The 26,971-nt window shown below is 64.9% G+C and carries 20 protein-coding genes; 14 read left to right on the forward strand and 6 right to left on the reverse strand.

Annotated elements, in window-relative coordinates; all coding sequences use genetic code 11:
• Window positions 1–5: 5 nt before the first annotated feature.
• The gene (locus DGI_RS01800) at window positions 6–2,024 is read left to right on the forward strand and encodes a methyl-accepting chemotaxis protein (protein ID WP_021758925.1); all 2,019 of its coding nucleotides are present in this window, start codon (window positions 6–8) and stop codon (window positions 2,022–2,024) included.
• A gap of 93 nt (window positions 2,025–2,117) precedes the next feature.
• Here the strand turns inward: DGI_RS01800 and DGI_RS01805 are convergent, their stop codons facing one another.
• The gene (locus tag DGI_RS01805; protein WP_021758926.1) at window positions 2,118–2,513 is read right to left on the reverse strand and encodes a VOC family protein; all 396 of its coding nucleotides are present in this window, start codon (window positions 2,511–2,513) and stop codon (window positions 2,118–2,120) included.
• Between the two features lie 215 nt (window positions 2,514–2,728).
• On the opposite strand from DGI_RS01805, the gene DGI_RS01810 reads away from it, so the two are divergent.
• On the forward strand, window positions 2,729–4,225 hold the full coding sequence (locus DGI_RS01810) for a glycosyltransferase (RefSeq protein ID WP_021758927.1): 1,497 nt from the start codon (window positions 2,729–2,731) through the stop codon (window positions 4,223–4,225).
• Window positions 4,207–6,324 carry a glycosyltransferase gene (locus DGI_RS16755; protein ID WP_144284085.1) on the forward strand — a complete coding sequence of 706 codons (2,118 nt, stop codon included), beginning with the start codon at window positions 4,207–4,209 and terminating at the stop codon, window positions 6,322–6,324. The genes DGI_RS01810 and DGI_RS16755 overlap by 19 nt, the downstream gene beginning before the upstream one ends.
• A gap of 150 nt (window positions 6,325–6,474) precedes the next feature.
• Here the strand turns inward: DGI_RS16755 and DGI_RS01820 are convergent, their stop codons facing one another.
• From DGI_RS01820 to DGI_RS01835, 4 genes are all read right to left on the reverse strand, one after another.
• A complete protein-coding gene (locus DGI_RS01820) occupies window positions 6,475–9,558 on the reverse strand; it encodes an efflux RND transporter permease subunit (RefSeq protein WP_021758929.1) in 3,084 nt (1,027 codons plus the stop codon).
• Complete coding sequence (locus DGI_RS01825) at window positions 9,555–10,754, reverse strand: efflux RND transporter periplasmic adaptor subunit (RefSeq protein ID WP_051286419.1); 1,200 nt, start codon at window positions 10,752–10,754, stop codon at window positions 9,555–9,557. The genes DGI_RS01820 and DGI_RS01825 overlap by 4 nt, the downstream gene beginning before the upstream one ends.
• Window positions 10,755–10,764: 10 nt before the next feature.
• Window positions 10,765–11,418 (reverse strand): CerR family C-terminal domain-containing protein, encoded by a 654-nt coding sequence (locus tag DGI_RS01830; RefSeq protein ID WP_021758931.1) that lies wholly within the window; start codon window positions 11,416–11,418, stop codon window positions 10,765–10,767.
• 121 nt (window positions 11,419–11,539) lie between these two features.
• Window positions 11,540–12,343, reverse strand: coding sequence for an alpha/beta fold hydrolase (locus tag DGI_RS01835; protein WP_021758932.1), 804 nt, complete (start codon window positions 12,341–12,343; stop codon window positions 11,540–11,542).
• A 135-nt stretch (window positions 12,344–12,478) separates the two neighbouring features.
• Between DGI_RS01835 and DGI_RS01840 the strand changes: the two genes are divergently transcribed.
• The 7 genes from DGI_RS01840 to hemC all read left to right on the forward strand — a co-directional run bounded on the left by DGI_RS01840 (window position 12,479) and on the right by hemC (window position 20,442).
• Window positions 12,479–12,862, forward strand: coding sequence for a flagellar basal body rod protein FlgC (locus DGI_RS01840; RefSeq protein WP_021758933.1), 384 nt, complete (start codon window positions 12,479–12,481; stop codon window positions 12,860–12,862).
• 228 nt (window positions 12,863–13,090) lie between these two features.
• Entirely contained in the window at window positions 13,091–14,101 is a 1,011-nt protein-coding gene (locus tag DGI_RS01845; RefSeq protein ID WP_021758934.1) for a sigma-54 interaction domain-containing protein, read from the forward strand.
• 52 nt (window positions 14,102–14,153) lie between these two features.
• A complete protein-coding gene (locus DGI_RS01855; protein WP_154661663.1) occupies window positions 14,154–17,501 on the forward strand; it encodes a tetratricopeptide repeat protein in 3,348 nt (1,115 codons plus the stop codon).
• Between the two features lie 91 nt (window positions 17,502–17,592).
• Window positions 17,593–18,450: an AmmeMemoRadiSam system protein B gene (gene amrB / locus DGI_RS01860; RefSeq protein ID WP_021758936.1), complete on the forward strand. Its 858-nt coding sequence runs from the start codon at window positions 17,593–17,595 to the stop codon at window positions 18,448–18,450.
• An 85-nt stretch (window positions 18,451–18,535) separates the two neighbouring features.
• Window positions 18,536–19,165 carry a D-sedoheptulose 7-phosphate isomerase gene (locus tag DGI_RS01865; protein WP_021758937.1) on the forward strand — a complete coding sequence of 210 codons (630 nt, stop codon included), beginning with the start codon at window positions 18,536–18,538 and terminating at the stop codon, window positions 19,163–19,165.
• A 69-nt stretch (window positions 19,166–19,234) separates the two neighbouring features.
• Window positions 19,235–19,489: an FmdB family zinc ribbon protein gene (locus DGI_RS01870; protein WP_021758938.1), complete on the forward strand. Its 255-nt coding sequence runs from the start codon at window positions 19,235–19,237 to the stop codon at window positions 19,487–19,489.
• Window positions 19,490–19,500: 11 nt separating this feature from the next.
• On the forward strand, window positions 19,501–20,442 hold the full coding sequence (gene hemC / locus DGI_RS01875; protein WP_021758939.1) for a hydroxymethylbilane synthase: 942 nt from the start codon (window positions 19,501–19,503) through the stop codon (window positions 20,440–20,442).
• A 135-nt stretch (window positions 20,443–20,577) separates the two neighbouring features.
• On the opposite strand, the gene DGI_RS01880 is transcribed toward hemC, so the two are convergent.
• Window positions 20,578–21,150 (reverse strand): Cif family virulence factor, encoded by a 573-nt coding sequence (locus DGI_RS01880; protein ID WP_144284086.1) that lies wholly within the window; start codon window positions 21,148–21,150, stop codon window positions 20,578–20,580.
• A 672-nt stretch (window positions 21,151–21,822) separates the two neighbouring features.
• Here DGI_RS01880 and DGI_RS01885 point away from each other — a divergent pair.
• From DGI_RS01885 to DGI_RS01900, 4 genes are all read left to right on the forward strand, one after another.
• Complete coding sequence (locus tag DGI_RS01885) at window positions 21,823–23,865, forward strand: HAMP domain-containing methyl-accepting chemotaxis protein (RefSeq protein ID WP_027192949.1); 2,043 nt, start codon at window positions 21,823–21,825, stop codon at window positions 23,863–23,865.
• Window positions 23,866–23,963: 98 nt separating this feature from the next.
• Window positions 23,964–24,452 (forward strand): chemotaxis protein CheW, encoded by a 489-nt coding sequence (locus DGI_RS01890; RefSeq protein WP_021758942.1) that lies wholly within the window; start codon window positions 23,964–23,966, stop codon window positions 24,450–24,452.
• 22 nt (window positions 24,453–24,474) lie between these two features.
• Window positions 24,475–24,756 (forward strand): STAS domain-containing protein, encoded by a 282-nt coding sequence (locus DGI_RS01895; RefSeq protein WP_021758943.1) that lies wholly within the window; start codon window positions 24,475–24,477, stop codon window positions 24,754–24,756.
• A 10-nt stretch (window positions 24,757–24,766) separates the two neighbouring features.
• Window positions 24,767–26,842, forward strand: coding sequence for a chemotaxis protein CheA (locus tag DGI_RS01900; RefSeq protein WP_021758944.1), 2,076 nt, complete (start codon window positions 24,767–24,769; stop codon window positions 26,840–26,842).
• Window positions 26,843–26,971 lie beyond the last annotated feature (129 nt).

The raw sequence follows: 26,971 nt of genomic DNA on the forward strand, positions 1-26,971 counted from the left end.
GGCCTATGCTCGCACGCATTCGCTCCTCCCTGGCCCTCCGGCTGGCCCTGCTGGTGGCGGGCCTGTGTTTTGCCGTCTTTGTCGTCCTGGCCTGGATGGGCAACGCCAGCCAGCGCGACAACATGCTGCATCAGCTTGCGGAATCCATGGATGACGAGGCCGAGCTGCTGTATCTGTCCATCGAAAAGCCCATGATCGTGGGCGACGATGCATCCACCCGCAAGGAATTCGCGACCCTGGGCCGCAAATTCACGGAAACCTCGCTCTATCTGACAGACTTCACCGGCAACATCACCTACTCCACCACTTCCTCTGATGTCCGCCGCGACTTTGCCCAGGCGGTCAACGTGCCGGCAATCCAGGCCATGCTGCAAAAAGGCCTGGCCCAGCCCATCCGGGAGGGGTCTTTGGTGCAAACAGACGGCCGCAGCCTGTTTGTAGAAGTCTTTTCCGTGGAGAATCAGCCGTCCTGCCACCATTGTCATGGTGCATCGGAACCCATCCTGGGCTGCATGGTCATCATGAAGAATGTGGACCCGGCCATGGCAGCCATCGCAAACCAGACCTTCAACTCCGCCCTGTACTCCCTGGCCGGGGGCGTGCTGCTGGTGGGGACCCTGCTGGCCTTTTTGCGCCGCGTGGTGCTCCGTCCCATCACCCGTTTGGCCGCCGCCTCCGATGCCGTGGCCGCCGGCAACTATGCCAGCCACTTCATCCTGCCCGGTTCCGACGAGCTGGCCGCCCTCTCCCGCAACCTGGAAGCCATGCTCCAGGAAATCAAGACCCGGCTCGGCTTTGCCCAGGGCGTGCTCAAGGGCGTCACGTATCCGTGCGTGCTGGTGGATCCCGACAACACCATCCTCTACTGCAATCAGGAGCTGCTCTCCCTGTTCCAGAAACGCGGCCGGCCAGAGGACTACCTGCAGACCAACGCCTCGGTATTTTTCTATGACGACGCCTCCCGGGACACCACCGCCCTGCTGGCCGTCAGGCAGAACCAGCGTCAGGCCCGGGAGCTCACCTTCCGACTGCCGTCGGGCGAACTGACCGTGAACATCAGCGCCACGCCCATCACCGATCTGGACGGCAAGCCCCTGGGCGGCTTCGCGCTGTATTTCGACCTCACGGCCATCCGCGCCCAGGAGGCTAGAATCGCCAGCCAGAACGTGCAAATGCAGGAAATCGCCGCCCAGGCCCGCATCATCATGGATCGTCTGGTTGCCTCGTCCGAGGAACTGGCCAGCCAGGTGGAGGAGACGGCCCAGGGCGCCCACGACCAGCACCAGCGCACCCGACAGACGGCCGCCGCCATGGAAGAAATGAACGCCACCGTGCTGGAGGTGGCCGGCAGCGCCAGCAACGCCGCCCAGTTGACCGAAGACATGCGGCAGGAGGCTGGCCAGGGCGAAGCCGTGGTGGATGAAACCGTGGCCGCCATCGGCAGCGTGGCCCAGGAAACCCAGAGCCTGCAGCGGGCCATGGAAGAGCTGGACAAGCAGGCCGAGGGCATCGGCGCCATCATGCAGGTCATCCAGGACATCGCGGACCAGACCAACCTGCTGGCCCTGAATGCCGCCATCGAGGCTGCCAGGGCAGGCGATGCAGGCAGGGGCTTTGCCGTGGTGGCCGACGAGGTGCGCAAGCTGGCGGAAAAGACCATGACCGCCACCAAGGACGTGGCGCAATCCGTCTCTTCCATCCAGGCGGGGGTACGCAAAAACTCCCAGGCCGTGCACGTGGCGGCTTCGTCCGTGGACAAGGCCACCAATCAGGCCCGCCACTCCCGGGACGCCCTGGAACGCATCGTCACGCTGGCGGGGCAGGCCTCGGATCAGGTGCGCAGCATCGCCGCAGCCAGCGAGCAGCAGAGCGCGGCCAGCGAGGAAATCACCCGTGCCGTGGAGGCCATCCACGGAATTGCCAACGAAAACTCCCTGGCCATGGCCGAGGCCTCCAAGGCCCTGAACATCCTGGCCGGCCTGGCTTCGGAACTGGAAACGCTGGTCCAGCAGCTCAATACATAAGGCGAATATCGTTGGAGCAAGCGCGTTGCGCGAGGGGAAAACCTTTCGGCAAGAAAGGTTTTCCCCTGGGCGCATGGTTCAAAAGCAAACGCCCTATCGGACCATGCCGTAGGAAATGAAGCTGATGACCGCGCCTTGCGGATCGCGAATGACGGCAAAGCGCCCCACCTCTGGAATATTGCGCGGCTCGATGATGGCCTGAGCCCCCAGGGCCTTGGCTTTGTCCACTGTCACGTCCACATCGTCCACGGTGATGTAGCAGCCCCAGTTAGGCGGCGCGCCAAGTTCCAGAGCCTCGGGCGGCATGTCCATGATGCCGCCGATCACCCGCTCGCCCACCTTGACGATGGCATACTGGCACCCACAGGACGGGTAGTCCTCGAAGGTCCACCCCAGAAGCTCCCCGTAAAACGCCCTCGCCCGCGCAGGATCGGTGGTCATGAGTTCGCTCCAGTTAATCATGCCATGCGAGACGTCCTGAAGGGTCATTCCACTTTTCTCCTGTGATTGCGGTATGTTTAAAACAAGTTTGGCAAGGGGCTCGTTACAAAAAATTGTGTAGAATTTATCTTGCAGCCTTGGCAAGGTAAAACATTTGTTTCAACGATCGGTTCTCCCCTTGCGCCTCTTGACCGGGACCTTAATTGACCACATACTCGCGCCGCATTGCAACCACCACCCCCTCACCGAGGTTTAAGAAAGCTATGGAACTCCTGGTCGTTATCTACATCGTCTGTGCGACCATCCTGACCATCTACGGCATCAACTGCCACGTGATGACGCACTTGTTTCAGCGTCGCGTGGCTGAATCGCGCAAGCGCGATGCCGCCGATCTGGAGGCCTTCTACGGCTCCCAGGGCCTGACTGTGGCCAACTCCGCCTGCGCCCGGCTGCCTCGTGTGACCACGCAGATTCCCATTTACAACGAAGCCAACGTCATCGCCCGGTGCATCGACGCCTGCGCGGCCATGGAATACCCTGCCGGCATGCATGAAATCCAGGTTCTGGACGACTCCACCGACGAAACCCGCGACATCGTGGCTGCCAAGGTGGCCGAATGGCGCGCCAAGGGTGTGGACATCGTGCAGGTGCACCGCCCCGACCGCAAGGGCTTCAAGGCCGGCGCCCTGCGCTACGCCCAGGAATTCTGCAAGGGCGACTACATCGCCATCTTTGACGCAGACTTCGTGCCGCCCAAGGACTTCCTGCTGCGCTCCATCCCCTATTTTGTGGATCATCCCGAAATCGGCTTTGTCCAGGGCCGCTGGGACCACCTGAACCGCGACGAGAGCCTCATCACCCAGCTGCAGGCCGTGGGCATCGACGGGCACTTCATGATCGAGCAGAGCGCCCGCAACTACAATGGCCTGTACCTGAACTTCAACGGCACTGCCGGCGTGTTCAGCAAGAAAGCCATCTACGATGCCGGCAACTGGCAGGATGACACCCTGACCGAAGACATGGACCTGTCCTACCGCATCCAGCTCGTGGGCTACGACTGCCGCTTCCTCATCGATCTGGCCGTGCCTGCGGAAATCCCGGCCGACATGGCCGCCTTCAAGGCGCAGCAGTTTCGCTGGGCCAAGGGCTCCATCCAGACGGCCATCAAGCTCATGCCCCAGGTGATGATGCACAAGGGCTCCTTCTTCAAGAAGTTCCAGGCCTTCATGCACATGAGCCACTACGGCGTGCACCCCATCATGCTGTTCCTGGCCATTCTGGCCATGCCCGTGATGGCCATCGGCAATATCGGCTTTGAAGGCATGCCCTTCCTGGTCTTCATCACCCTGCTGCTGCTCTCCTGCTCCGGCCCCAACCGGCTGTACATGACGGCGCAGCGCGCCCTGGGCCATTCCTTCTGGAAGACCCTGGCGCTCATCCCGGCCATGGTGCTCTTCGGCTGCGGTCTGGCTGTGAACAACACCAAGGCCGTCATTGAAGCCGTGATGGGCAAGCAGAGCGCCTTTGTGCGCACGCCCAAGGCCGGCGTGAACGGCGGCGTCAAGCAGTACAAGGCCTCCCGCTCCAAGCAGCACATGTGGGAACTGCTGGCCGGCTCCTGGTGCATGATCGGCGTGGTGTGCTACTTTGCCGACGGCCACTATGCGGTGGGCCCCTTCCTGCTCATCTATGCCCTGGGCTTCCTGGGTGTGGGCGCCATGACCGTGGGGAACGCCTTCAAGTGGCTGCGCAACAAGTAGGCCCGCCGCGTTGCCTGCCGGCCCCCCTGCTGGGCTGCGCCGCCTGTCTGGCGGTCATGACCCAGCTGGGAGGCATCGGCCGCAACGCCCCGGCCATGGCGGCCCTCTGGCTCGCCGGCTTCGCGCTCCTGATCGTCTTTTACACGGGGACCGTCCGCAAGGATGGTCCCCGTTTGTTTTGGCCCATCCTCACCCTGGGCCTGCTGCTGCGCGGCCTCTTTTTTCTGCAGCTCGACGTCTCCAACGACGTCTATCGCTATGTCTGGGAAGGCTGGCTGCAGCTGCAGGGCATCAATCCCTTTGCCTGGACGCCGGACGCCCCTGCCCTGGAGCCCCTGCGCGGCGGGCCCATGGCCTCCATCTGGCCGCACATCAACCATAAAGACTACGCCGCCGTCTATCCGCCCCTGGCCCAGCTGGTGTTCCGCCTGGCCGCGGCCTGCGCTCCCACGGTCCTCGCTGCCAAGACTGCGGTGCTGGCCTTCGAGCTGCTGACCCTGGCCTGCGTGGCCCGGCTGGTGCGGATCCGCGACCTGCCCGACGCCGCCCTGGCCCTCTACGCGCTCAACCCGCTGGTGCTGCTCTATTTTTCCGGCGAAGGACACCTGGACGCCATCATGGCCGGCTGCACGGCCGTGGCCCTGTTGTGCTTTCAGAAGAACCGGCCCGACTGGGACCGCCTGGGCTTTTGCTTCCTGGGTCTGGCCGGCATGGCCAAGTTCCTGGCCTTTGCGCTGCTGCCATGTTTTGTCACGCGCCGCAACGTCCGCGGGCTTTGGTGGGCCGCCCTGCCCCTTGTGCTCTGGCTACCGTTTGTGGATGCCGGCCCGGCCCTGCTGGAGTCCGTCCTGCAGTTCGGCCGGGAGATGCACTTCAACGATGTCCTGTGCAGTCTGCTGCGGCCGGTCTTCGGCGCGGCCACGCCCCTGGCTGCGGGCCTGGGCCTGCTTGTGACCCTGGCCGGCATCTGGCTCTCCGTGCAGGAACGGCTGCGCGCCGCGTTCCTGAGCAGTCTGGCGGTGCTGGTCTGGCTGCCCACCCTGCACCCCTGGTATCTGCTGCTGCCGGCCATGCTGCTGCCCCTGTTCCCCTCCCGGACGGTCCTGGCCCTCATGGGTGTGCAGGTCTGGACCTTTGCCGTGTACCACGTGGAATACCAGACGGGCATGTTTGCGGAAATCACCTGGCTGCGGGATCTGGCCCACCTCCCCGTGCTGGCCCTGCTGGTGCGGGGGCTCTGGCGAAGCGATGCCCTTTTGCCGCGGCGCTATCCGCCGCCGGCATCCCTGAGCGTCATCATTCCCGTGCTCAACGAGGCCGAGCGCCTGCGCCACTGTCTGGGCTCCCTGCGTCGGGCCGTGACCACGCTGCAGCACGCCCTGCCGCATCAGCGCCCCGTGGCGGTGGAAATCCTCGTGGCCGACGGCGGTTCCTACGACGACAGCCTGGACGTGGCCCGGGAGACGCGCTGTCTGGTGATCCATGCCCCGCGCGGCCGGGGCCGGCAGATCGCCGCGGCGGCCGACGTGGCCAGCGGCGACGTGCTCCTCATTCTGCATGCGGACGTGACCATCCATCCCGATGCCCTGGTGCGACTGGTGCACCTCCTGGACACCCGGCCCGAGGTCGTGCATGGCGCCCTGGGCATGGGCTTCGAATCCCGGCAGGACGAGTGGTGGGTCATCGCCATGCTCAACGCCCTGCGGGCCCGCTGCACAGACATCTGTTTCGGGGATCAGGCCCAGTGGATCCGCCGCGAGCCCCTGCGGCAACTGGGTGGCTTTCCTGCACAATGGCTCATGGAGGATGTGGAACTCTCCCTGCAGGCCAAGGAGCTTGGCCCGGCGCACGTCCAGCCCTGGCGGCAGGCCGGCGTCACGGCCTCCACCCGCGGCTGGCAGCGCAAGGGGCTGGGGCAGGGCTTGCGCGATGTGCTGTGGCTCTTCTTCCGCTACCTCGTCGAGCGCCGGCTGGGCATCGTGCAGGAGCAGGATCCCGAGGCGCGGCGCTACTACGAACGCTACTACGGCCGCGCCGCCCGGGAAGCCTGGGAAATCGAAGACGAATTTGAGATCGAGATCGAACGCTCCGTCTGGTGACGGCAGGCGCGAGGTGCAGCCCCCTAGAGCACGTTTTTTTGAAAAAAACTCTCGGGGGAACACCTTTCTGAAGAAAGGTTCTNCCTTTTGCAAAAGGTTTCCCTTCTCGCACTGATCTTTTTCCAAACATACGTTGCTCCGGCCCCTGCCCTACGCCGGGCGGGGTGCGGTGCGGAAGAGCAGCCGCTGCAGCTTGTCGAAATAGATGTAATACACCGGGGTGATGTACAGGGTGAGCAGCTGGGACGTCACCAGCCCCCCCACCACGCACAGGCCCAAGGGCTGCCGGGCGTCGCCGCCGGCGCCGTAGCCCACGGCAATGGGCATGGCGCCCATGATGGCGGCCATGGTGGTCATCATGATAGGCCGGAAGCGCACCAGACACCCCTGCCGGATGGCCTCCCGCGGGGTCAGGCCCTGCTCGCGCTGAACCTCCAGGGCGAAGTCGATCATCATGATGGCGTTTTTCTTGACGATGCCGATGAGCATGATGATGCCCACAAAGCCGTACAGGTTCAAATCGAATCCATACCACCACAGCGTCAGCAACGCGCCGAAGCCCGCCGAAGGCAGGCCCGAGAGGATGGTCAGCGGGTGGATGAAAGATTCGTAAAGCACGCCCAGAATCAGATAAATGACCACCACGGCCATGAACAGCAGCAGGCCCATGTCCTTCAGGGAGGCCTGGAAGGCCTGGGCCGTGCCCTGGAAGCTGGCATGCACCGTGGCCGGCAGCACGTCGCGGGCAGCGGCTTCCACGGCCTGCACGGCCTCGCCCAGGGACACGCCGGGCCGGGCGTTGAAGGCGATGGTCACCGAGGTCAGCTGGCCGGTATGGTTCACCAGCATGGGCCCCACCCCGGCGGTGATCTGCGCCAGGGTATCCAGCCGGGCCAGCACGCCTCCCGCCGTGCGCACGTACAGCAGGGAGAGGGCGTCCATGTCCCGCCGGTACTGGGGCAGCAACTCCATGATGACCTTGTATTGGTTGCTGGGGGCATAGATGGTGGAGACTTCCCGCGTGCCGTACGAGGATTGCAGGGCCAGCTCGATCTGCCGGGCAGAAACGCCCAGGGCCGAGGCCTTGTCCCGGTCGATGGCCACGCGGGCCTGGGGGTTTTTGAGCTGCAAATCGCTGGAGACGTCCTGGATCTGCGGCACCGTCTTGAACACCGCCTCCATTTCCTGGGCCACGCGATAGAGCTCTGCCGTGTCCGGGCTCTGCAGGGTGTATTGATACAACGCCTTGGCCGCGCGACCGCCAATGTTGATGGCCGGGGGGTTCACCAGGAAGGCCTGCACGCCGGGTTCGCGGTTCAGCTTGGGACGCAGCCGGCGGATCACCTCGTCCGCCGTCTCGTTGCGCTGGTCGTGATCCTTCAGACGGATCATGAACCGGCCAGAGTTGCCGGAGACGTTGGGGCCCCCGGCGCCCACGCTGGACATGAACGTCCGGATGGCCGGATCGCCCTTGAGCACCTCATGCAGCGCCTGCTGGTGCTGCACCATCCGTTCAAAGCTCACGCCTTGTTCGGCCTCGGTGAAGCCCTGGATCTGTCCCGTGTCCTGGCTGGGCAAAAACCCCTTGGGCATGGTCTGAAACATGTGCACCGTGCCCCAGAGCACAGCCAGGGACACCAGAAACGTCAGCGGGTGCAGCCTGAGGCTTGCATCCAGCGTCCAGCGGTACAGGGCCTGCATCCCGTCAAACACGTTTTCCGAAGCCCGCATGAGCAGCCCGGGCCGGCGCTCGTGATGCGGCTTGAGAAACCGCGCGCAGAGCATGGGCGTAAGCGTGAGGGAGACAAACCCCGACAGCAGGATGGCCGCGGCGATGACCACCGAAAACTCATGGAACAGCCGGCCCACGATGCCGCCCATGAACAGCACGGGGATGAACACCGCCGCCAGGGAGATGGTCATGGAAATGATGGTGAAGCTGATTTCCTTGGAGCCGTCCAGCGCCGCCTGCAGGGGCGTCTTGCCCATTTCCACATGGCGGACGATGTTCTCCAGCATGACGATGGCGTCATCCACCACAAACCCCACGGCCAGGGTCAGGGCCATGAGGGACAGGTTGTCCACGGAAAAGCCCATCAGATGCATGACCGCAAACGTGGCCACAATGGACATGGGCAAGGCCAGACTGGGGATGACCGTGGCCCGGATGTTGCGCAAAAACAGGAAGATCACCAGCACCACCAGACACACCGTGAGCACCAGGGTGAACTTCACATCCTCCACGGACTCCCGGATGGACGCAGACCGGTCGTACAGCACTTCCATGGAGATGGCCGCGGGCATCTGGGCCTCGAACACCGGCAGCAAGGCCTTGATGCCGTCCACCACATCCATGGTGTTGGCGCCGGGCTGACGCTGCACGGCCAGGACGATGGACGTCTGCCCTGCCCGCCAGGTGATGGCCTTGTCGTTCTCGATGGAGTCGATCACCTCGCCCAGGTCCTGCAGCCGCACGGGCGCGCCGCCGCGCCAGGCAACAATCAGGGGGCGATAGGCCGGGGCGTTCATCAACTGGCCCGAGGCCTGCACGTTCATGGCCCGGTGCGCGCCATAGAGCGTGCCCGTGGGCAGGTTGACGTTGGCGTTGCCGATGGCCTGGGCCACCTCGTCAATGCCCACCTCGCGCGAGGCCAGGGCCTTGGGGTCCAGCTGCACGCGCACGGCGTACTTCTTGGAACCATAAATGGAGACCTGGGCCACCCCCGGCAGCATGGACAGCCGCTGGGCAATCATGGTGTCTGCATATTCATCCACCTGGGCCATGGGCAGGGTCTCCGAGGCCAGGGAGATGTAAAACACGGGCTGGTCCGCCGGGTTCACCTTCTGGTAGGACGGCGGCGACGGCATGTCGTCCGGCAGCTGCCGCTGGGCCTTGGCGATGGCCGATTGCACGTCCTGGGCGGCGGCGTCGATGTCGCGGTCCAGGTTGAATTGCAGGGTGATGCGCGTGCTGCCCTGGGAGCTGGTGGAGGAGATGGAATCAATGCCCGAGATGGTGGCGAACTGGCGTTCCAGGGGTGTGGCCACGGTGCTGGCCATGGTTTCCGGGTCTGCCCCGGGCATGCTTGCGGAAACGGAAATGGTGGGAAAATCCACGGCCGGCAGATCGCTCACCGGCAGAATGCGGTAGCTCATGATGCCGAAGAGCAACAGCCCGGCCATCACCAGCGTGGTGGCTACCGGACGCCGGATGGACGGCTCGCACAGGTTCATTGCGGCCCCCCTGCCTTGCCGTTGAGGGCCTCGCTGCCGATCACCCCGCCGCCGCCGCCATCTGCCACGCCGCCGCGCACATCCACCGGACGGCCCGGGGCCAGGCGCAAATGCCCGTCCACCACCACCCGCTCCCCGCCGGACAGGCCGGACTCCACCGCCACCTTGCCCGGCAGGCCGGCGCTCAGGCGGACGTCCGTCTTCACCGGGCGGAATTCCGCGGTGTTGTCTTCCCGGATCACATACACCGCCTCGCCCTGCGAAGACGGCATCACCGCCTGGGAAGGTACGGTCACCACCCTGTCCCGCACGCCCAGCACCAGCTGGACATTGACGAACTGCCCGGGCCAGAGCCGGTGTTCCCTGTTTTCAAAACTGGCCTTGAGGGCGATGGAACCGGTTTTGCGATCCACGGTGTTGTCGATGAACACCAGCACGCCCACATCGGGGTCCTGCTCCCGCCCCGGCGGCGCGGCGCGGACTTCCAGCTTGGCCGCCTTGTATCGGGCCATGATCTCCCCAAGCAGGGCCTCGGGCACGGAAAACTGCACATGGATGGGCTCGATCTGCTGGATCACCAGCATGGCCACGTCATTGGCCTTGATCATGTTGCCGCGGTCCACCAGGATCTGCCCGGTGCGGCCGTTGATGGGGGAGCGGATGGAGGAATAGGTCAGCTCCACCTCGGCAGATTCCACGGTGGCGGCGTCCGCCTTCACCTGGGCCAGCAAGGCAGCCAGATTGGTGGTTTTTTCCTCGAACTGCTCCCGGCTGATGATGCGCTCATTCACCAGCTGCGCATAGCGCCGGTTGTCCTCTTCGGCCTTGCGCAGCAGGGCCTGGTTGCGCTCCAGCTTGGCCTTGGCCTCGCGCAGGGCGGCTTCCAGGGGACGCGGATCGATGGTGAAGAGGACATCCCCCTGCCGCACTTCCTGGCCTTCCTCGAAGTGCGCCTGCACCAGCTCGCCGTTGATGCGGGCCTTGATCTCCACCACGCTGGCCGCTTCCGCATTGCCCACAACCGAAACCAGCTCGGGGATGGACTCCACCGTCGCCGTGGCTGCCAGCACCGGCGCAGCCTGGGGCGCGCCCTTGCCCTGCCCCCCCGCACCGCCCTGGGCAAAACACGGCAAAGACCACAGCAGTGCCCAGGCCAGCACGCTGCACGACAGAACGCAGCAACAAATGCGACGCATATGCAATCCTTTATTCGCGGGAGGAGGCTGCCCGGGCACGCCGCAGCGCAGCCAGCCCGGCCAGGGAAAAGGCAGTGATGTGTTCCACCAACGCATCCAGCTCGGCCGCCGTGTATGCGTAATCGGGATACAGCAGGGCGATGTTGCCTGCCGCCACGCGATGGTGCAGGCACTGGCCGACGATGGACAAGGCGCAGCGGATGGTCTCGCGTCGGGAAAGGCCCGGCCCGGCCAGCTCCTGCACCAGGGCCAGCAGCAGCGAGGACACCGGGGCGATCTCCCGCCGCACAAACTCCGCCCGCACTTCCGTGGGCTCCACCAGCTCGCGGTTGAGGATGCGGCCGCACCAGGCTGGTCGGTCTTCCCCACGGGCGCGGGCAACCATGGCCCGCACGAACTGACGCAGCCGGACCTCCGGCGGTGTGGGGGGCGTCTTTCCCATCTCCTGCACAAACCGCGGTGGGCCGCACTGGTGGCAGTGCTCCAGCACGGCGGCGTACAGGCCGGCCTTGTCCCCAAAATAATACTTCACCATGGCCACATTCAGGTCGGCCAGACGGCAAATTTCCCGCAACGAGGCGCGGTGGTAGCCTTTTTCGGCAAAGCACTCGCCCGCGGCATGCAGCAGGCGCGCCTTGGTCTCCGGGTGTTGCGGTTCAGACATGCGTGGGGACTCCAGCTCAGGACGTTGCCCCGAAATGTCGGGACGCTTCGGTCTTAAACAATCGTTGAATCGTTGTCCAGACACACGACATCGGCGGAAGATGAAGATCTTGTCAAATTCGTCAGCAGGCAGCGTCCACAAACTCCAGCACGACCTGCCGGTAGCGGGCCGGCTCCTCCCACAGGTGGCAGTGCCCTGCGCCGGGAAACTCCACCAGCCGGGCCTGCGGGATGCCTGCCGCCAGTTGCCGGGCATGGGACACATCCACCAGCAAATCGGCCGTGCCATGGGTGACAAGGGTGGGACAGGCGATCTGCCCCAGTCGGGCCGTGGTATCGTGGGCGATGCACGCCGCGGCCTGGTACTGGAACACTTCCAGGGGCACGGGCGAATCCAGCCGGGATTCCAGCAGCGCATCCAGCGCCTGCAGGTTTGCGGCATGGAAGGACGCGCCGAAGATCATCCAATAGATCATCTGCAGCGCAGCCACCCGATCCGGCCCGGCCAGCAGCCGGGTGCAGGCATCCAGGGCCCGGCCAGCGCGCACATCCATGCGGGGAAACGTGCCACTGAGCACCAGCTTCTGCACGAGCTGCGGATGCCGCAGGGCCAGTTCCTGGGCCACGGCCCCGCCCATGGACATGCCCAACGCCGTCACCGCCGTGATTCCCATGGCCGCCAGGCCGCGGGCGATGCGGTCGGCCATGTCTGCCGTGCCGAGAGGGCCGTCCGGCGCCGGGATGCCCGCCAGGCCGGGATGTTCCAGGGTCAGACAACGCAACCGGGAGCCGAACCAGACAAATTCCGCTTCCCAGGACACCGCGTCTCCCCCCCAGCCGGAAATGAACAACAGCACCTCACCTGTCCCGCGCTCCCGGCATACGACCGGTTCGCCGGCCGCGGTGGTCGTCTGTACAGTCTGCATCGTATGCGCTCCTTGTCAGAAAGCATGGCGCGGCCGTGGCCATTGCGTCATGCAGGGTTCGTGGTTATTGTATGCAAGGCGGTCCCGGACTGCATCTGGTTTTCGCTGCCCTGCCCACCCTGCCGGAGTATCATCATGAGCATCACCACGGCTGCATCCGCCCTGCAGGCCTTTTCCACCGGCATGCAGGTCACGGCGAACAACATCGCCAACATGAACACGCCCGGATTCCAGGCCGGCAATGCGGTGCTTGCCGAATCCGCCCCGCCGGGCGGCGTGCGCGTGGCGGATGTGCAGCAACGCACTGCCAATGCCGGCTACATACAAAGCCTGCAGCCCGTGGAGCATCCGGATACCGGCCAGCTTGCCATGGAATGGCAGGTCGTGGAAGCCTCCAATACCGACCTGGCCCGGGAGATGGTGGACATGATTTCCTGGCAGCGCGGCTTTGAGGCCAATGCCGCCGTCATCCGGACCAATGACGACATGAGCGGGGTGCTGCTGAACATGGTGGTGTAGCATGCGCAGCCGTGCCGGGATCCCGCATGCCGCCCCTTGGGGCATTTTTTTTGTGGTGTCGAGGGGATAGATTTTCTTTAGTGATAATGCTATGTGCAGAACACGTCAGAACCTTGACATGGCGACGCCATGGCACCATAGTTTGCGCATCGCGCGTGCAAGGACTTGGCGACGCGCGTCCTTTTTGCAGTTGCCGCAACAGCCGCCTCGTCTCAAGGAGAACTTCGCGTGAGCTTCAGCGCCGGAACCATGATCGGCAATTGCCAAGGCTTGCGCGACCTCTTCAAGGTCATTGCCAAGGTGGCTCCCACGGACTCCACCGTGCTGGTGACCGGCGAATCCGGCACGGGCAAGGAACTGCTGGTGCGCGCCCTGCACAGCAATTCCCTGCGCAAGGACAAACCCTTTGTGCCCATCAACTGCGGGGCCATCCCCAAGGAGTTGCTGGAGTCAGAACTGTTCGGTCACGAGAAAGGCGCCTTCACCCACGCCATCCGCTCGCGGCCTGGCCGCTTTGAGCTGGCCGACGGTGGCACCATCTTTCTTGACGAAATTGGAGAAATGGAGCTTTCCCTGCAGGTGAAAATCCTGCGGGTGCTGCAGGAAAAGGAATTCGAGCGAGTGGGCGGCGCAGGGGCCAAGAAGGTGGATGTGCGCATCGTGGCGGCCACCAACCGCGATCTGGAAGAAGAAGTCCGCACCGGCCGGTTTCGCGAGGATTTGTTCTACCGGCTCAATGTCATCCCGTTGCATCTGCCCCCGCTGCGTGATCGCGGCAACGACGTGCTGCTGCTGGCCGAGAGCTTTCTGCGCCGGTTCTGCGATAAAAAAAACCGCGCGCTGCTGACGCTGACGCCCAAGGCCCGGGAACTGCTGCTCGGCTATTCCTGGCCAGGCAATGTGCGCGAGCTGGAAAATTTCATGGAGCGGCTCTCCATCCTGTGCGACAACGACGCCGTGACCGTGGACGATCTGCCGGAGAAAATCCTGCGCGAGGTGGGGATGGACCCGCCCAAACGCACGGCAGAGGCCGCCCCGGCGGGCTTTGTGTGGCCCATGATCAAGGACCTTCGAGACAACAACATGGGTCTTAAGGATTTTTTGGATATCGTGGAAGAGCGGCTGTTGCGGGAAGCCCTGGACATGAGCAGCGGCGTCAAGAATCAGGCAGCGGAAATTCTGGGCATCAAGCGCACCACTCTGATTGAGAAACTCAAGAAGCGGCAGTGGGAGGAGTAGGACGCAGCCGTATGCAGGACGCCGTCGCACACATTTTGCAAATCCCCCAACCATGAACGCTCGCCATCAGGTTCTGGTCGGGGCACGGATGCTCCCTGCCCGGCCGCCAGCCCCGCCACGGCTGCCCCCGGGGCTTTTGCTCGCCGTTTTGGTGCTTGCGGCCACGCTCATGGGAGCTGCATCGCCGCTGTCGGCGGCCACCCTCGCCATCAGACAGGCGCAGAATCATGAACAGCTGACCATCACCCTGGACGAAGCGCCTTCCCTGTACAATCTGTTGCGCGATTCGCGCACGTCCCTGACCCTCGCCCTGCCTCCGGACTACTGGAAAAAACACCCCCGACCGGCAACCTTGCAGCCGCGGCGGGGCAAATTGTTGCGCCGTGTGGAGCCCACGCCGCAAGGGCTGCGCATTGAGCTGGTCTCGCCGGCCTTCGGCTTCATCCACCAGCTCGATGGCAAGACCTTGACGGTGGATGTGTTCGCCGATCCCCTGGGCGCCAGATGGGAGCCCGCGCCGCAGCCCGCAGCCAATGCCACGCCGCCGGCGTTCACGGAGCAGCCCACGGCGGACGCCCCGCCTGTGACTGCCAAGGCCAATGCCACGGCCAGCACCAGCGCCGCGGCCAACGCCACGGCCAATGCCACGGCCGCACCCAGGCCCCGGGCAACGCCACCGTCCATCTCCGGTCCGATTGTCTCCGGCCCCATCACGCCGAGCCCCCTCACGCCAGGCGCGAACGCGTCCGGCGCAAACCTCACGGGGCCGACCATTTCCGGACCCATCACCCCCAGAACGGCAGTCTCCGCGCCTGCCGCGGCGGGGCCGAACGCTTCCGCGTCAACCGCTTCCGGGCCGAGCCCCTCCGGGGCCATCATCTCCGGGCCCATTACCCCCAGGCCGGCCGAGCCCGGCGCCCCTGCGCCCGTGCCGGCATTGTCCCGGCCATGGAATCTCCGGGCCCCGGTGCTGCTGCGCGAACTGGGCGATCCCATGCCCGGCGGCCGCAGTGTCCAGGCCGCTGCCCCTGCGCAGCCACCTGCGCCGACTGCACCTCCGACGCCTGCCGCACCCCCAATTGCGCCCCCAGCCGCTGCGCCCCCAACTGCGCCCCCAGCCGCTGCGCTGCCGCCTGCACCGTTGCCGGTGTTGCCACCGCTGCCCGCGATCCCTCCCCTGGCGCAAAACGCCACGCCATCGCCTGTGCTGGCGCAGAACGCCACGCCGGCAGGAAACGCCAGTCTGGCCCTTGCGCCAGACCCCGCCCCCGACGCCGCGACGAATGCCAGCAGCGCCCTGGTGGAGAGCACCCGCACCGGCAGATCCCGGGACCCCAACGAAGGCTGGATCCTCACGGCCGACGAGGCCCTCAAGGCCCTGGAGCCGCGGGAACCCGCCCCCGGCGAAGAGCAAAACGCCTCCAAGCCGTACGTGCCGGACTTCGATGCCGTCATCAACAGCGCCCGCGCTGCCATGGTCAACGGCGACCATGACGACGCCATCGCCATTTTCGACGCCTTGCGGGTGCATCCAAAATTACCCAAACGGCTTGTGGAAGAGGTGCTCTATTCCCTGGCAGACGCCCATTTCATCAAGGCCAAGGAAGACTATCGCACCCATTACGATACGTTGACCTCCCTGCTCATCGCGGCCATGAACCAGAATCCCCGATCGCCGCGCACCCCCGAAGCCCTGCTCAAGCTGGGGCTCATCAACCTGCGCGTGGGCAACGCCCCCGAGGCAGACGCCTATTTCGCCATGCTGCTGCGGGAATTCCCCAACGATCCCAGCGTGCCCCTGGTCTATTATTACCAGGGCAAGAACTTCTTTGACCAAGGCAAGTTCCAGGAAGCCGCAGACAAGTTCCAATACGTGGTCCAGCAGTTCCCGGATTCCCGCCACGTGCGCGAGGCCGCCGTGGGGCTGGCAGAAGCCCTGTACAAACTCGGCTACGATACCCAGGCCCTGCAGATTGTGGACTACATCGACAAACGCTGGCCCCGGTTCTACGTGGAATATCCGCCCATCCTCAAGCTCGGCGGCGAGGTGGCCGCCCGCAATCAGGCCTGGGAACGCGCCCGCGCCAACTATTGGACCTACTACAACCTGAGTCCCGACGGCGACGATGCCGACATCACCCTCGCCCGCATCGGCGATGTGTATCTGGGCCAGAACAGCACCGCCGCCGCCCGCGAAATCTACCAGCAATGCGCCGCCCGCTATCCCGGCAAGGATGGCGCCCTCATCTCCCTCATGCGGCTGGCGGAAAACGGCGTGCACGACACGCCCTCGGTGGAAGAGATGTTTACCGTGTTCGACCGGCCCTTCTCCACCCAGCCGGCGGACATCTATCAACGCATCCTCAGCGAGCACCCGGAATCCAGCCTGGCGCCCCTGGCCCGGCTCAAGCTGGCCATGTGGCGGCTGTTCAACACCCGGGAGCGCGAAGCCCTGGCCGATGTGGAAACCTTCCTCAAGGACTACCCGCAGCACGAGCTTACCCCGCAGGCCATGGAAGTGGCCGGGCAGGCCTTCCAGGCCGTCATTGCCAACCACGTGGGCCAGGAGAACTACCCGGGCATCGTGGTCCTGTGCAACGAGCATCCGATGATCGCGGAAAAGCTGGACCGCCTGCCCCCCACCACGCAGACGGCCATGGCCCTGGCTTTCTGGAAGACCGGCCAGCCCGCCCGGGCCTTGTCCATCCTGGAACCGCTCCTGGCGCGGCCCGGCATGCCCGAGGAAAGCGAAATGGCCCTGCAGCTGGCCACCACCATCCACCTGGAAAACCGGGCCTGGGACAAGATCGTCGCCCTGCATGAACTCGTCCAGGACTGGGAGCTTTCCCCCAAGATCAAGGACGAGTTCGACTACGCCCTGGCCCTGGCCTACGAGAATCTCCAGTCGCCGGACAAAAGCCAGGCCATCTGGGAAGAGCTGGCGGACAAGAAAGACCTGGGCGTGAATCGCATCGCCTACACAAAATACTTCCTGGCCATCGAGGCCCGCAAGCGCGAGAACCTGAAGGCCGCCTACGAGCACGGCATGGACGCCCTCTCCTACTTCCTGGAAAGCGGCGAAGACCCCGGCAAGGTGATGGACCTGCTGCACCTGCTCATGGACGTGTCCGACGTGGCCGGCCGGCCCAGGGATGCCTTGAAGTGGGCCATCGAATTCGGCAACCGCCTGGATCCCGCCGACACCCGCTGGCCGGCCATGCGCTACCGCACGGCCCAGCTGTACAAGAAGGTGCAGGATGAAGGACAGTGGCGGGCCATTCTGGAAGAGCTGGCCTCCCAACTGCCAAACTCGCCCTTCGGCCGCATGGCAGCCATGGATCTCAAAGGCGCGCAGCTGGAAGAGGGTGTGAGCCAGTACACGCCGCCCCCGCCGCTGTAGGGCGTATGGCCAGCGCCATTCCCAGGCATTGACTCTGTCACGACAGCTCCTATGATGATGGATAGTTGCCGCCTTACAGGAGATTCACGCCATGTCCACCCCCACCGCAGCGCCCCTGCATCGCACTCCCGTCGTCGCCGGCAGATTCTATGAGCTTTCCCCAGACCGTCTGCGCCAGGATGTGCAGACCCGGCTCGCCCTCGGGCAGGCCCTGCGCGAAACCGGGCAGGCCCTGCCCGGACGCACCCTGCTGGCCATGGTGCCCCATGCCGGCTTTGTCTACTCCGGCGACGTGGCCGGCAAGACCATCGGCGCCGCCGCCCTGGCAGACACCCTGCTGCTCCTGGGGCCCAACCACACCGGCCAGGGCGCGGCACTGGCCCTCTGGCCCGACGGCAGCTGGCGCATTCCCACCGGCGACGTGCCCGTGGATGCGCCCCTGGCCCAGGCCCTGCTGCATGCAGCCCCCCGCCTGACGCCGGACGCCACCGCCCACCGCGGCGAACATTCCCTGGAAGTGCTGCTGCCGTTCCTGCTGCAGGCCAATCCTGCCTGCCGCATTGTGCCCGTGGCCGTGGCTGAACCCGCCCTGGGGCCGCTGCTGGCCGTGGCGCATGCCATGGCCGGCGTGCTGCGCGCGTGGCCGGAGCCGGTGAGCATTGTTGTCAGTTCCGACATGAGCCACTACCTGCCCCAGGACCTCGCCGCCGCCCAGGATCGCAAGGCCCTGGACCGGGTGCTGGCCCTGGATCCCGAAGGCCTGCATGCCACGGTGCGGCGCGAGCGCATCAGCATGTGCGGGGTGCTGCCCATGACCCTGGGCCTGGCAATCGCCCGGGAGCTGGACGCCGCGCCGCCGGTGCTGGTGGAGTACACCACCTCCGGCCAGGTGAGCGGCGACTACGCACAAGTGGTGGGCTACGCCGGCGTCCTGGTGCAGACCGCCTGACGCGACGGCCCGCCATTGCCAGACGCCGGCGCTTACGATAAGGATCGCCATTCGTCTGCCGCCCTTGCGGCGAGGAGAAGCCGCCATGTCCGAAAAAGCCCTTTCCCTTGTTCTCACCCATGGCCAGGACGGCGCCATGCTGCGCGCCGACTTCTTCCACGGCCACGCCCAGTTGGTGGTGGATATTTCCCGGCATATCGCCCTGCGCCTTGCCGAAGGCGGCAAGATCCTGCTCTGCGGCAACGGTGGCAGCGCGGCGGACGCCCAGCATCTGGCCGCCGAATGGGTGAACCGCTATCAGATGGAACGGCCGCCCCTGCCTGCCCTGGCCCTGACCACGGATACGTCCATCCTCACGGCCATCGGCAACGACTACGGCTACGAACTCGTCTTCAAAAAGCAGGTCCAGGCCCTGGCCGGCGCCGGGGATGTGCTGCTGGCCTTCTCCACCTCGGGCAACAGCGCCAACGTGATCCACGCCCTCAAGGCCGCCCGGGACAAGCGCTGCCTCACCGTGGGATTTTCCGGCGAAAGCGGCGGGGAGATGGCCCCCCTGTGCGATTATCTGGTGGCCGTGCCGTCCAACATCACTGCCCTCATCCAGGAAGTGCACATCGCCGTGGGCCATTGCCTGTGCCGGCTGGTGGATTATTTTCTGTTCGAAGCCGTGCTGGAGCTGGAACCGTACCTGTCCAGCAACGCCCCCCGGCCGTAACCCGTTCCCCGCCGGACGCGGCGCGACTGCCGCGGGGAACCGTGCGAATACATGTCAGAGGAGAGTGTCATGCCGATTTTTGAATACCGTTGCGGCCAGTGCGGCCGTGAATTCGAGGAACTGGTTTTCAAGGACGATGCCGCCGTGCCCTGCCCCAAGTGCGGCAGCACCGAGACGGAAAAGCTCATGAGCTGCTGCCGGTTCAAGACCGGGCCGAGCCCCTTCCCGTACAAGGACCAGGCCATCCCGGCGCCCGCAGCCGGCCCCTCCTCGCGCAGCGCCTGCGCAAGCTGCAGCGGCGGCAGCTGCGCCACCTGCAAGTAGCCGGGATGCCGATGCAACGACTCGTCATCGCCACCCGCGGCTCCAAGCTCGCCCTCTGGCAGGCCAACCACATCAAGTCCCAGCTGGAACTGCGCCACGGCAACGCCGTGGCCGTGGAACTGCTGATCCTCAAGACCAAGGGCGACAAGATTCTGGATGTCCCCCTGGCCAAGGTGGGCGGCAAGGGCCTGTTCGTCAAGGAAATCGAAGATGCCCTGCTGGATGGCCGGGCCGATCTGGCCGTGCACTCCATGAAAGACGTGCCCGTGGAGCTGCCCGAAGGGCTGGTGCTGGGCATTGTGCCGCCGCGGGAGCTGGTGACGGACTGCCTGCTCAGCGTGCACTGGCCCACCCTGGAAAGCCTGCCCCTGGGTGCGGTGGTGGGCACCTCCAGCCTGCGCCGGCAGTGCCAGCTCAGGGCCCTGCGGCCGGATCTGCAGCTGGAGCACCTGCGCGGCAATGTGGACACCCGCCTGAACAAGCTCCTGGCCGGGGAGTTCGCCGCCATTGTCATGGCCACGGCCGGCATGCGCCGCCTGGGCCTCAAGGCCCCGCACATGCAGGAGCTGGGGCCCCCGCACTTCCTCCCCGCCGTGGGCCAGGGGGCGTTGGGGATCGAATACTGTCAGGATCGCGCCGATCTGCTGGAATATCTTGGATTCATGGATCACCCCCCCACGCGCATCACCGTGGAGGCCGAACGCGGCTTCCTCACCGGGCTCAACGGCGGCTGCCAGGTGCCCATTGCCGCCCATGGCGTGCTGGACGGCAAAACCGTGCGCCTTGAAGGTCTGGTGGCCGATCCGGACACCGGCGAAACCATCCGCCGCAGCACCGAAGGCCCGGCGCATCAGGCCTTCGCCCTGGGCCTGGCCCTGGCCGACACCGTGCTCGCCGCCGGCGGCAAGGTCATCCTGGACCGCGTCTACGCCGCCGGCCACGCCAGAGCCTAGAGCAAGGTATCTTTGAAAGGAGTTCTCGGGGGAAAACCTTTCTGCAAAAAGGTTTCCCCTCTCNTTTTGGAAGGGGAGAGCGCGAGAGGGGAGAACCTTTTGCAAAAAGGTTTCCCCCGAGGCGTTGAATCTGCCTCATTCCACCTTGCTGTAGCGCTCTTCCACCACCAGCCAGCGGCCGGCCTGATGCACCAGCCGCGTGGTGAACCGCGCCTGCACCTGCCCTGCCCCTTCCCCCTGGCCTTCGGTTATCCGCACGGTATAGACACACCAGATCTCCCTGCCGTGCAGCGTGGGCTCTTCCACCGCCAGCAACTCGTGCCGCCTGTCGTGTTCGGCCCAGCCCTGGACCTTGCCGGGCAGCAAATCCCGGAACACCGCCAGGGGCGCCAGCACGTCGCGCTCCTGATCAGGAACCCAGGTCATCACCCGGGCCTCAACATCGTAGCAGGCCAGGATGCCCCGCACGTCCCGGGCGTTTTTGGCCTGAACCAACGCTGCAATGGCCTGCCGCACCTCCTGGTGGATGGTACGGGCGTTGATCGGCCCCCCGGACGGGGCAGACAGGCCAGACAGGCCAGACAGGCCAGACGGGCCAGACGGGCCGGGCTCGGCAATCGCATCCGGTCCGGACGCGTGCTTCTCGGCACAGCCGGCCAGCACCGCCGCGGCCAGGCACATCGCCATCAGGCACGCCGCCAAGGCCATGACCCTTCCCCTGCCCTCCTCCGGATTCCGGCCCATAGCCCGATTGCTCTTCACCTGATGCATGCTCCTCTCCTGCCAGAAAATATGCGCAAATTAAGCGGGATACAAACTTATGCCAAAGATTGGACCGCGTGTCCAGCTTCTGGCTGGCAACGACATTCAACATCACCAGGACCGATTGTGCCGGCGGTACATCGCTGCAAGAGGTGTCTGCAGCACAACGGCGCAACACAGTTGCCCCCCGGCATGACGGCGAGTGTTGCGTCCTCAAAATATGTCCATATATAGAAGACGCAACACTGGGCCGCTGCAAGGCGGCCCCGGAGCCNCGGACGGTCCTCCCCGAAATACGATGATGGAAACATCGTCTTATTTCGGGGACGTGACACTGGCAGTCGGACGGCTGCCCCCAGGGCTCCCGTTGTCCCCCCAGTCACAAGCATTCTTTGACTACTCTCCCCAAATGGATGTATAGTGGTTTGCCAGCATGCTACGGGGGGACATTCACACACTGCCCAAGGGACAGACGCCTTACCGCGCCAGATGGCGCGCAGGAGCGGCCGCATCTTCCCCATGCGCCCTGTACTCCCCCTTTGGGCCAGGGTCTGCTGGCGAATTGATAAAAAAACAATTAGTTACAGAGTGTTGAACACTGCCCCCGAGGAGGCCAAGATGCGCAAGAGAATGACAAGCCGCCTGAGCTTCAGACTCATTTCCAGCTATGCGATCATCATCTTGTCCCTGGCCGTCGTCGGGTTCACGGGCTACTACGCGGCAAAGGCCATCAGTGGCGACCTTGGCGCGCTCTATGCCCGCTTCCTGCCTGGCATCATCACCCTCCTCGAAGCAGACCGTGACCTGCACCAGTTGCTGGTGGCCGAGCGGTCCATGGTGTTTTCCGACGCGGGCACCAAGACCTTTGAATCCCTCGTGAAGGCATACGAGACGAACCTGCAGCAGGCACGGGATCGGTTCAACAAATTCAAGACCCTGGCCGAGACGCCAGAGGAAAAGGCCATCATCGACCGGTTCGAAAAGGACTTCGCCATCTGGAAGGAGACCTCCAAACGGGTCATGGAGGCATGCAGGCAAGGCAGCTCCACGGACCGTCTGATGGCGGAGGAGCTGAGCATCGGCGAGGCCAACCGCCAGTTTGAGATCATGCGGGAAGCCATCAACGAGCTGACGGAGCTCAGCCTGAAATACGCCGAGTTGCGGGAAATCGACTCGCGGACCATCTACACGAAATCCATCATCTTGATTGCCGTCCTCTCCGGGGTCATGATCCTGTTCGGGTCCTTCATGGCATGGTTCATCATCCGGGGCATCAACCGCAGCCTGGGCGGCGAGCCGGACGACATCGCCGGCATTGCCCGGCGGGTGGCCATCGGCGATCTTTCCCTGCGGTTCAACGATCAGGCCCCTGAAGGCAGCGTGTATGCGACCATGCGCGATATGGTGGACGCCTCCAAAAAAGTGGAAGGCATCGTCAGCAAGCTGGCGGAAGGCGACCTGAATGTCGAGGCTGTCGCCCGGTCGGACCAGGACGCCATGATCCATTCCCTGCGCAAGCTGGTGGAGGCGGAACGCGGCATCGTGACGCTGGCCCAGGGTCTTGCCATCGGCAGGATCGATCAGACCATTCAGCCCCGCTCGGAAAAGGATGCCTTGATCCTGGCGCTCGCGGGTCTGGTGGAAGCGGAAAAACGCGTGGCGACCATCGCCCAGGAATTGAGCCAGGGCAATCTGCATGTGTCTGTGGTGAAGCGCGATGCCCAGGATACGCTCATGCAGTCCCTGGGTGAAATGGTGAACCGGCTTGCCGATGTGCTCCGGGAAGTCAAGGGCGGTGCGGAAAACGTGGCCGCAGGCAGCCAGGAGATGAGCGCCTCTTCGCAGCAGTTGTCCCAGGGCGCCACGGAGCAGGCAGCCTCGGTGGAGGAATGTTCCGCCTCCATGAACGAGATGAGCGCCTCCATTTCCCAGAACGCGGACAATGCCACCCAGACGGAATCCATCGCCCTCAAGGCCGCCCAGGATGCCCGGGAATCCGGCCAGGCCGTGTGCCAGACCGTGGCGGCGATGAAGGAAATCGTCAGCAAAATCTCCATCATCGAAGAAATCGCCCGACAGACGGACCTGCTGGCCCTCAATGCCGCCATCGAGGCGGCCCGGGCCGGCGACGCCGGCCGCGGCTTTGCCGTGGTGGCCTCGGAAGTGCGCAAGCTGGCGGAGCGCAGCCAGGTGGCAGCCGCCCAGATTACCGAACTGGCCGCGAACAGCACGGGCGTTGCGGAAAAAGCCGGCGTGCTGCTGGACAAGCTGGTGCCGGACATCCAGAAAACCGCCGGTCTGGTGCAGGAAATCGCCGCGGCATGCCAGGAGCAGAACATGGGCGCCCGGCAGGTGGCCGTTGCCCTGGAGCAGCTGGATCAGGTGACCCAGCAGAACACCACCGCCGCGGAAGAATTCGCCTCCACCGCCGAGGAAATGAGCGCCCAGGCCGTGCAGTTGCAGCAGGGCATCGCCTTCTTCTTTGTGGAAGACCAGGACCAGCTTGCCGTGAAGAGCGGCCCTGCGCCCAGGAGCCTGCCGGCGGGCAAGGGGCAGCGCCCCGACTCCAGGGCAGATTCCAAAAACAAGGGCGCCGCCAAGAAAATCGTGCTGGACCTGAGCGACAACGACCCCACGGACGACGCGTTCGAACGTTACTGACGGTGCCGTGCCCGGGCGCGCACCGCGGGAAAGCCTGCAGCGCGCGCCCGGGGATCCGGCGTCATCCTGATCTTCGGTCATATACCCGGGGGGGGTCCATGAGCGTCGTCGCCACGAGCAAATACCTCGCCTTCACCCTCGGTGGTGAACTCTTTGCGGTGGATATCACCAGTGCGCGGGAAATTCTTGATTTTTGCGAAATCACCCGCATTCCGCACATGCCGTCCTTCATCCGGGGCGTGGTCAACCTGCGGGGCAACGCCGTCACCGTGGTGGATCTCAAGCAGCAGTTCGGCATGGGCCGCACGGAGCGCACCATTCTCACGCGCATCATCATTCTGGAGCTGCCCCAGGACAAGCACCCGCTGCTCATCGGCGTCCTGGCGGATTCGGTGAAGGAAGTGCTGGAGCTGGAGGAAAGCCAGATCGAGCCGCCACCGCTCATGGGGGCACAGGTGCGCAGCGACTTCCTGAAAGGGGTGGCCCGGCACAAAGGCGGCTTCCTGCTGCTGCTGGACGAGCACAAGGTGTTTGCGCCCGAGGAGCTGGAGCGCGTCCGCCTCGCCGCGCCGCCCGCACCACGTTGATTGCACGGACATAGGGGGGAGTATGGATATTGTGTTTCCCAAGCGCTGTATCGTGGAGCATGCCCAGGACATCAAGGCCATGCTGCTGGAGGCCCTGGCCCGGGGCGGTGAAATACGCTGCAGCTTCAAGAACGTGGTCGAAGCGGATCTCTCGTTTTTTCAACTGCTGACGGCCCTGAAACGCAGCTGCGAGGAGTCCGGCCGACTCCTGACCCTGACTGCGGATCTGCCGCCCCACCTGTCCCGCGCCGCCTGCGTCACCAACTGGGCCGCCATTGTCGCGGCGCCGGGCGCCAGCTGCTGAGGAGCGCCATATGCCAGCCATGGACCCGTACCAGGCCTACCTCGACGAGGCCCAGGAGCTCCTCGAAAACCTGGAAGATCTGCTCCTGCGCCTGGATCAGAATCCCGAGGATACGGAATGCATTGCCGGCATTTTTCGCACCATGCACACCATCAAGGGCTCCGGCGGCATGTTCGGATATTCGGAGATCGCCCGCTTCACCCATGATATCGAAACGGTGTTCGACAAGGTGCGCAGCCGGGAAATCCAGGCCAACAGCGAGCTGGTGAGCCTGACCTTCCAGGCCAAGGACCACCTGCTGACACTGCTGCGCCAGGACCCCGCCGGCGAACCGGCCGGCATTGCCGCGTCCGACGCCATCATCGCCGCCTTCAGGCCCTTTCTGGGCAGCGCGCCATCATCCGCCGCACCTGCCCCATCCGCCGCACCTGTCGCGCCGCCGCCGGCCGGCCCCAGCCCCACCGGCCAGCCGGGCGTGTGCTGGTTGCGGTACCGTCCCGCAGCCCAGGCGTTCTTTTCCGGCGTGCAGCCGCTCATGCTCCTGGATGAGGTCCAGGCCTTGGGCAAGACGCGCCTGTTCTGCCACGACGACGACGTGCCCCCCCTGGCGGCCCTGGAGCCGGACACCATCCATTGCTGGTGGGATGTGCTGGTGCTCTCCCCTCACGGGATCGACCCCCTGCGCGACATCTTCATTTTCGAGGATGACGCCGTGGCCCAGATCCACCCCGTGGGGCCGGGCCAGGTGCGCGATGCCGACCTGGACGCCTTTGCCGACACCCTGCACAGCCTCTGGCAGCACCCGCCCCGGGAAATCCAGGCCGCCCTGGCCGCCCAGCATCATACCCTGCTGGGCTTCCGTACTGCCGCCGCGCCAGACGCCGCCCCGCCCCCTGCCGCCCCGGCCCGGCAGCAGGAACCCGTCCACAGCGGCATCCGGGTGGATTCCCAACGCCTTGACCATCTGGTGAACATGGTGGGCGAGCTGGTGATCCTGCAATCGCGGCTCACCCAGGCCACCCGGTGGATGGCGGCAGACTCCCCCGTCTACCGCATTGCCGAAGATCTGGAGCGCCTTGCCGACGAACTGCGCGATACCGCCCTGGGCCTGCGCATGCTGCCCATCGGTAGTGTTGTCGGTGCGTTGCGGCGGCTGGTACGCGATGCCGGGAGCCTTACCAACAAGGAAGTGGAGCTGCTCACCGAAGGGGAAGAGACGGAAATGGACAAGACCGTCATCGACCGCCTGAAAGATCCCCTCATGCACATACTGCGCAATGCCGTGGACCATGGCATTGAAGCCGCGGCCATCCGCCACGCAGCCGGCAAGCCCCCCAAGGGCGTGGTGCGTCTGGCGGCCTGGCACGAAAGCGGCGAGGTGGTCATCCAGGTGTCCGACGATGGCGCCGGCGTCAATGCTGCAGCCGTGCACGCCAAGGCGGTGGAGCGGGGCCTGATTGCCCCCGAGGCCGAGCTTTCCTATCCGGAAATCTGCAACCTGCTTTTTCTACCCGGCTTTTCCACCGCAGCCCAGGTCTCCAACCTGTCCGGCCGCGGCGTGGGCATGGACGTGGTCAAGCAGAGCATCGACGCCCTGCGCGGCACCGTGACCATGGACAGCGTCCCCGGTCAGGGCTCCACGTTGCGCATCCGCCTGCCCCTGACCCTGGCCATCATCGACGGCCTGCATGTGGTGGTGGGCAAGGAATCCTACATCATCCCCCTGGCCCATGTGGAAGCCTGTCAGGAACGCACCGTGCAGCCGGATACCGTGCGGGAGGTGGACGCCATCGAGCGCATGGGCCATCTCATCAGCTGCATCAGCCTGCGCGCCCTGCTGGAAATCCCGGGCGATCAGCCGGAATTCGAGCGGGTGATCATCGTCTCCAGCGATGGCAAGCAGGTGGGCCTTGCCGTGGATGCCGTGGTGGGCCGGCAGCAGGCGGTCATCAAACCCCTGGCGGATATCTACAGCCACCTCAAATGGCTTTCCGGAGCCACCGTGAGCGGCGATGGCGGCATCTCCCTGATTCTGGACGTCGCCCAGCTGGTGCGCCACGCCCAGGCCCGCGCCCTTGGCAGCTAGTCTCGGGGGAAAACCTTTCTAGAGCACGTTGTTTTGAAAAGAACTCTCGGGGNCCGAACCCCCTTTCCAAAGACTGTTATTGTGATTCAAGGTCGCTCTCAAATTTTTGGACGGGGAACGCGCGAGAGA

It is taken from the genome of Megalodesulfovibrio gigas DSM 1382 = ATCC 19364 (assembly GCF_000468495.1).
Classification (GTDB): Bacteria; Desulfobacterota; Desulfovibrionia; order Desulfovibrionales; family Desulfovibrionaceae; genus Megalodesulfovibrio; species Megalodesulfovibrio gigas.

Coding starts and splice junctions, on each gene's coding strand:
- DGI_RS01800 (WP_021758925.1), top strand. CDS start 6: ATGCTCGCACGCATTCGCTCCTCCCTGGCCCTCCGGCTGGCCCTGCTG.
- DGI_RS01805 (WP_021758926.1), bottom strand. CDS start 2,513: ATGACCCTTCAGGACGTCTCGCATGGCATGATTAACTGGAGCGAACTC.
- DGI_RS01810 (WP_021758927.1), top strand. CDS start 2,729: ATGGAACTCCTGGTCGTTATCTACATCGTCTGTGCGACCATCCTGACC.
- DGI_RS01820 (WP_021758929.1), bottom strand. CDS start 9,558: ATGAACCTGTGCGAGCCGTCCATCCGGCGTCCGGTAGCCACCACGCTG.
- DGI_RS01825 (WP_051286419.1), bottom strand. CDS start 10,754: ATGCGTCGCATTTGTTGCTGCGTTCTGTCGTGCAGCGTGCTGGCCTGG.
- DGI_RS01830 (WP_021758931.1), bottom strand. CDS start 11,418: ATGTCTGAACCGCAACACCCGGAGACCAAGGCGCGCCTGCTGCATGCC.
- DGI_RS01835 (WP_021758932.1), bottom strand. CDS start 12,343: ATGCAGACTGTACAGACGACCACCGCGGCCGGCGAACCGGTCGTATGC.
- DGI_RS01840 (WP_021758933.1), top strand. CDS start 12,479: ATGAGCATCACCACGGCTGCATCCGCCCTGCAGGCCTTTTCCACCGGC.
- DGI_RS01855 (WP_154661663.1), top strand. CDS start 14,154: ATGAACGCTCGCCATCAGGTTCTGGTCGGGGCACGGATGCTCCCTGCC.
- amrB (WP_021758936.1), top strand. CDS start 17,593: ATGTCCACCCCCACCGCAGCGCCCCTGCATCGCACTCCCGTCGTCGCC.
- DGI_RS01865 (WP_021758937.1), top strand. CDS start 18,536: ATGTCCGAAAAAGCCCTTTCCCTTGTTCTCACCCATGGCCAGGACGGC.
- DGI_RS01870 (WP_021758938.1), top strand. CDS start 19,235: ATGCCGATTTTTGAATACCGTTGCGGCCAGTGCGGCCGTGAATTCGAG.
- hemC (WP_021758939.1), top strand. CDS start 19,501: ATGCAACGACTCGTCATCGCCACCCGCGGCTCCAAGCTCGCCCTCTGG.
- DGI_RS01880 (WP_144284086.1), bottom strand. CDS start 21,150: ATGGCCTTGGCGGCGTGCCTGATGGCGATGTGCCTGGCCGCGGCGGTG.
- DGI_RS01885 (WP_027192949.1), top strand. CDS start 21,823: ATGCGCAAGAGAATGACAAGCCGCCTGAGCTTCAGACTCATTTCCAGC.
- DGI_RS01890 (WP_021758942.1), top strand. CDS start 23,964: ATGAGCGTCGTCGCCACGAGCAAATACCTCGCCTTCACCCTCGGTGGT.
- DGI_RS01895 (WP_021758943.1), top strand. CDS start 24,475: ATGGATATTGTGTTTCCCAAGCGCTGTATCGTGGAGCATGCCCAGGAC.
- DGI_RS01900 (WP_021758944.1), top strand. CDS start 24,767: ATGCCAGCCATGGACCCGTACCAGGCCTACCTCGACGAGGCCCAGGAG.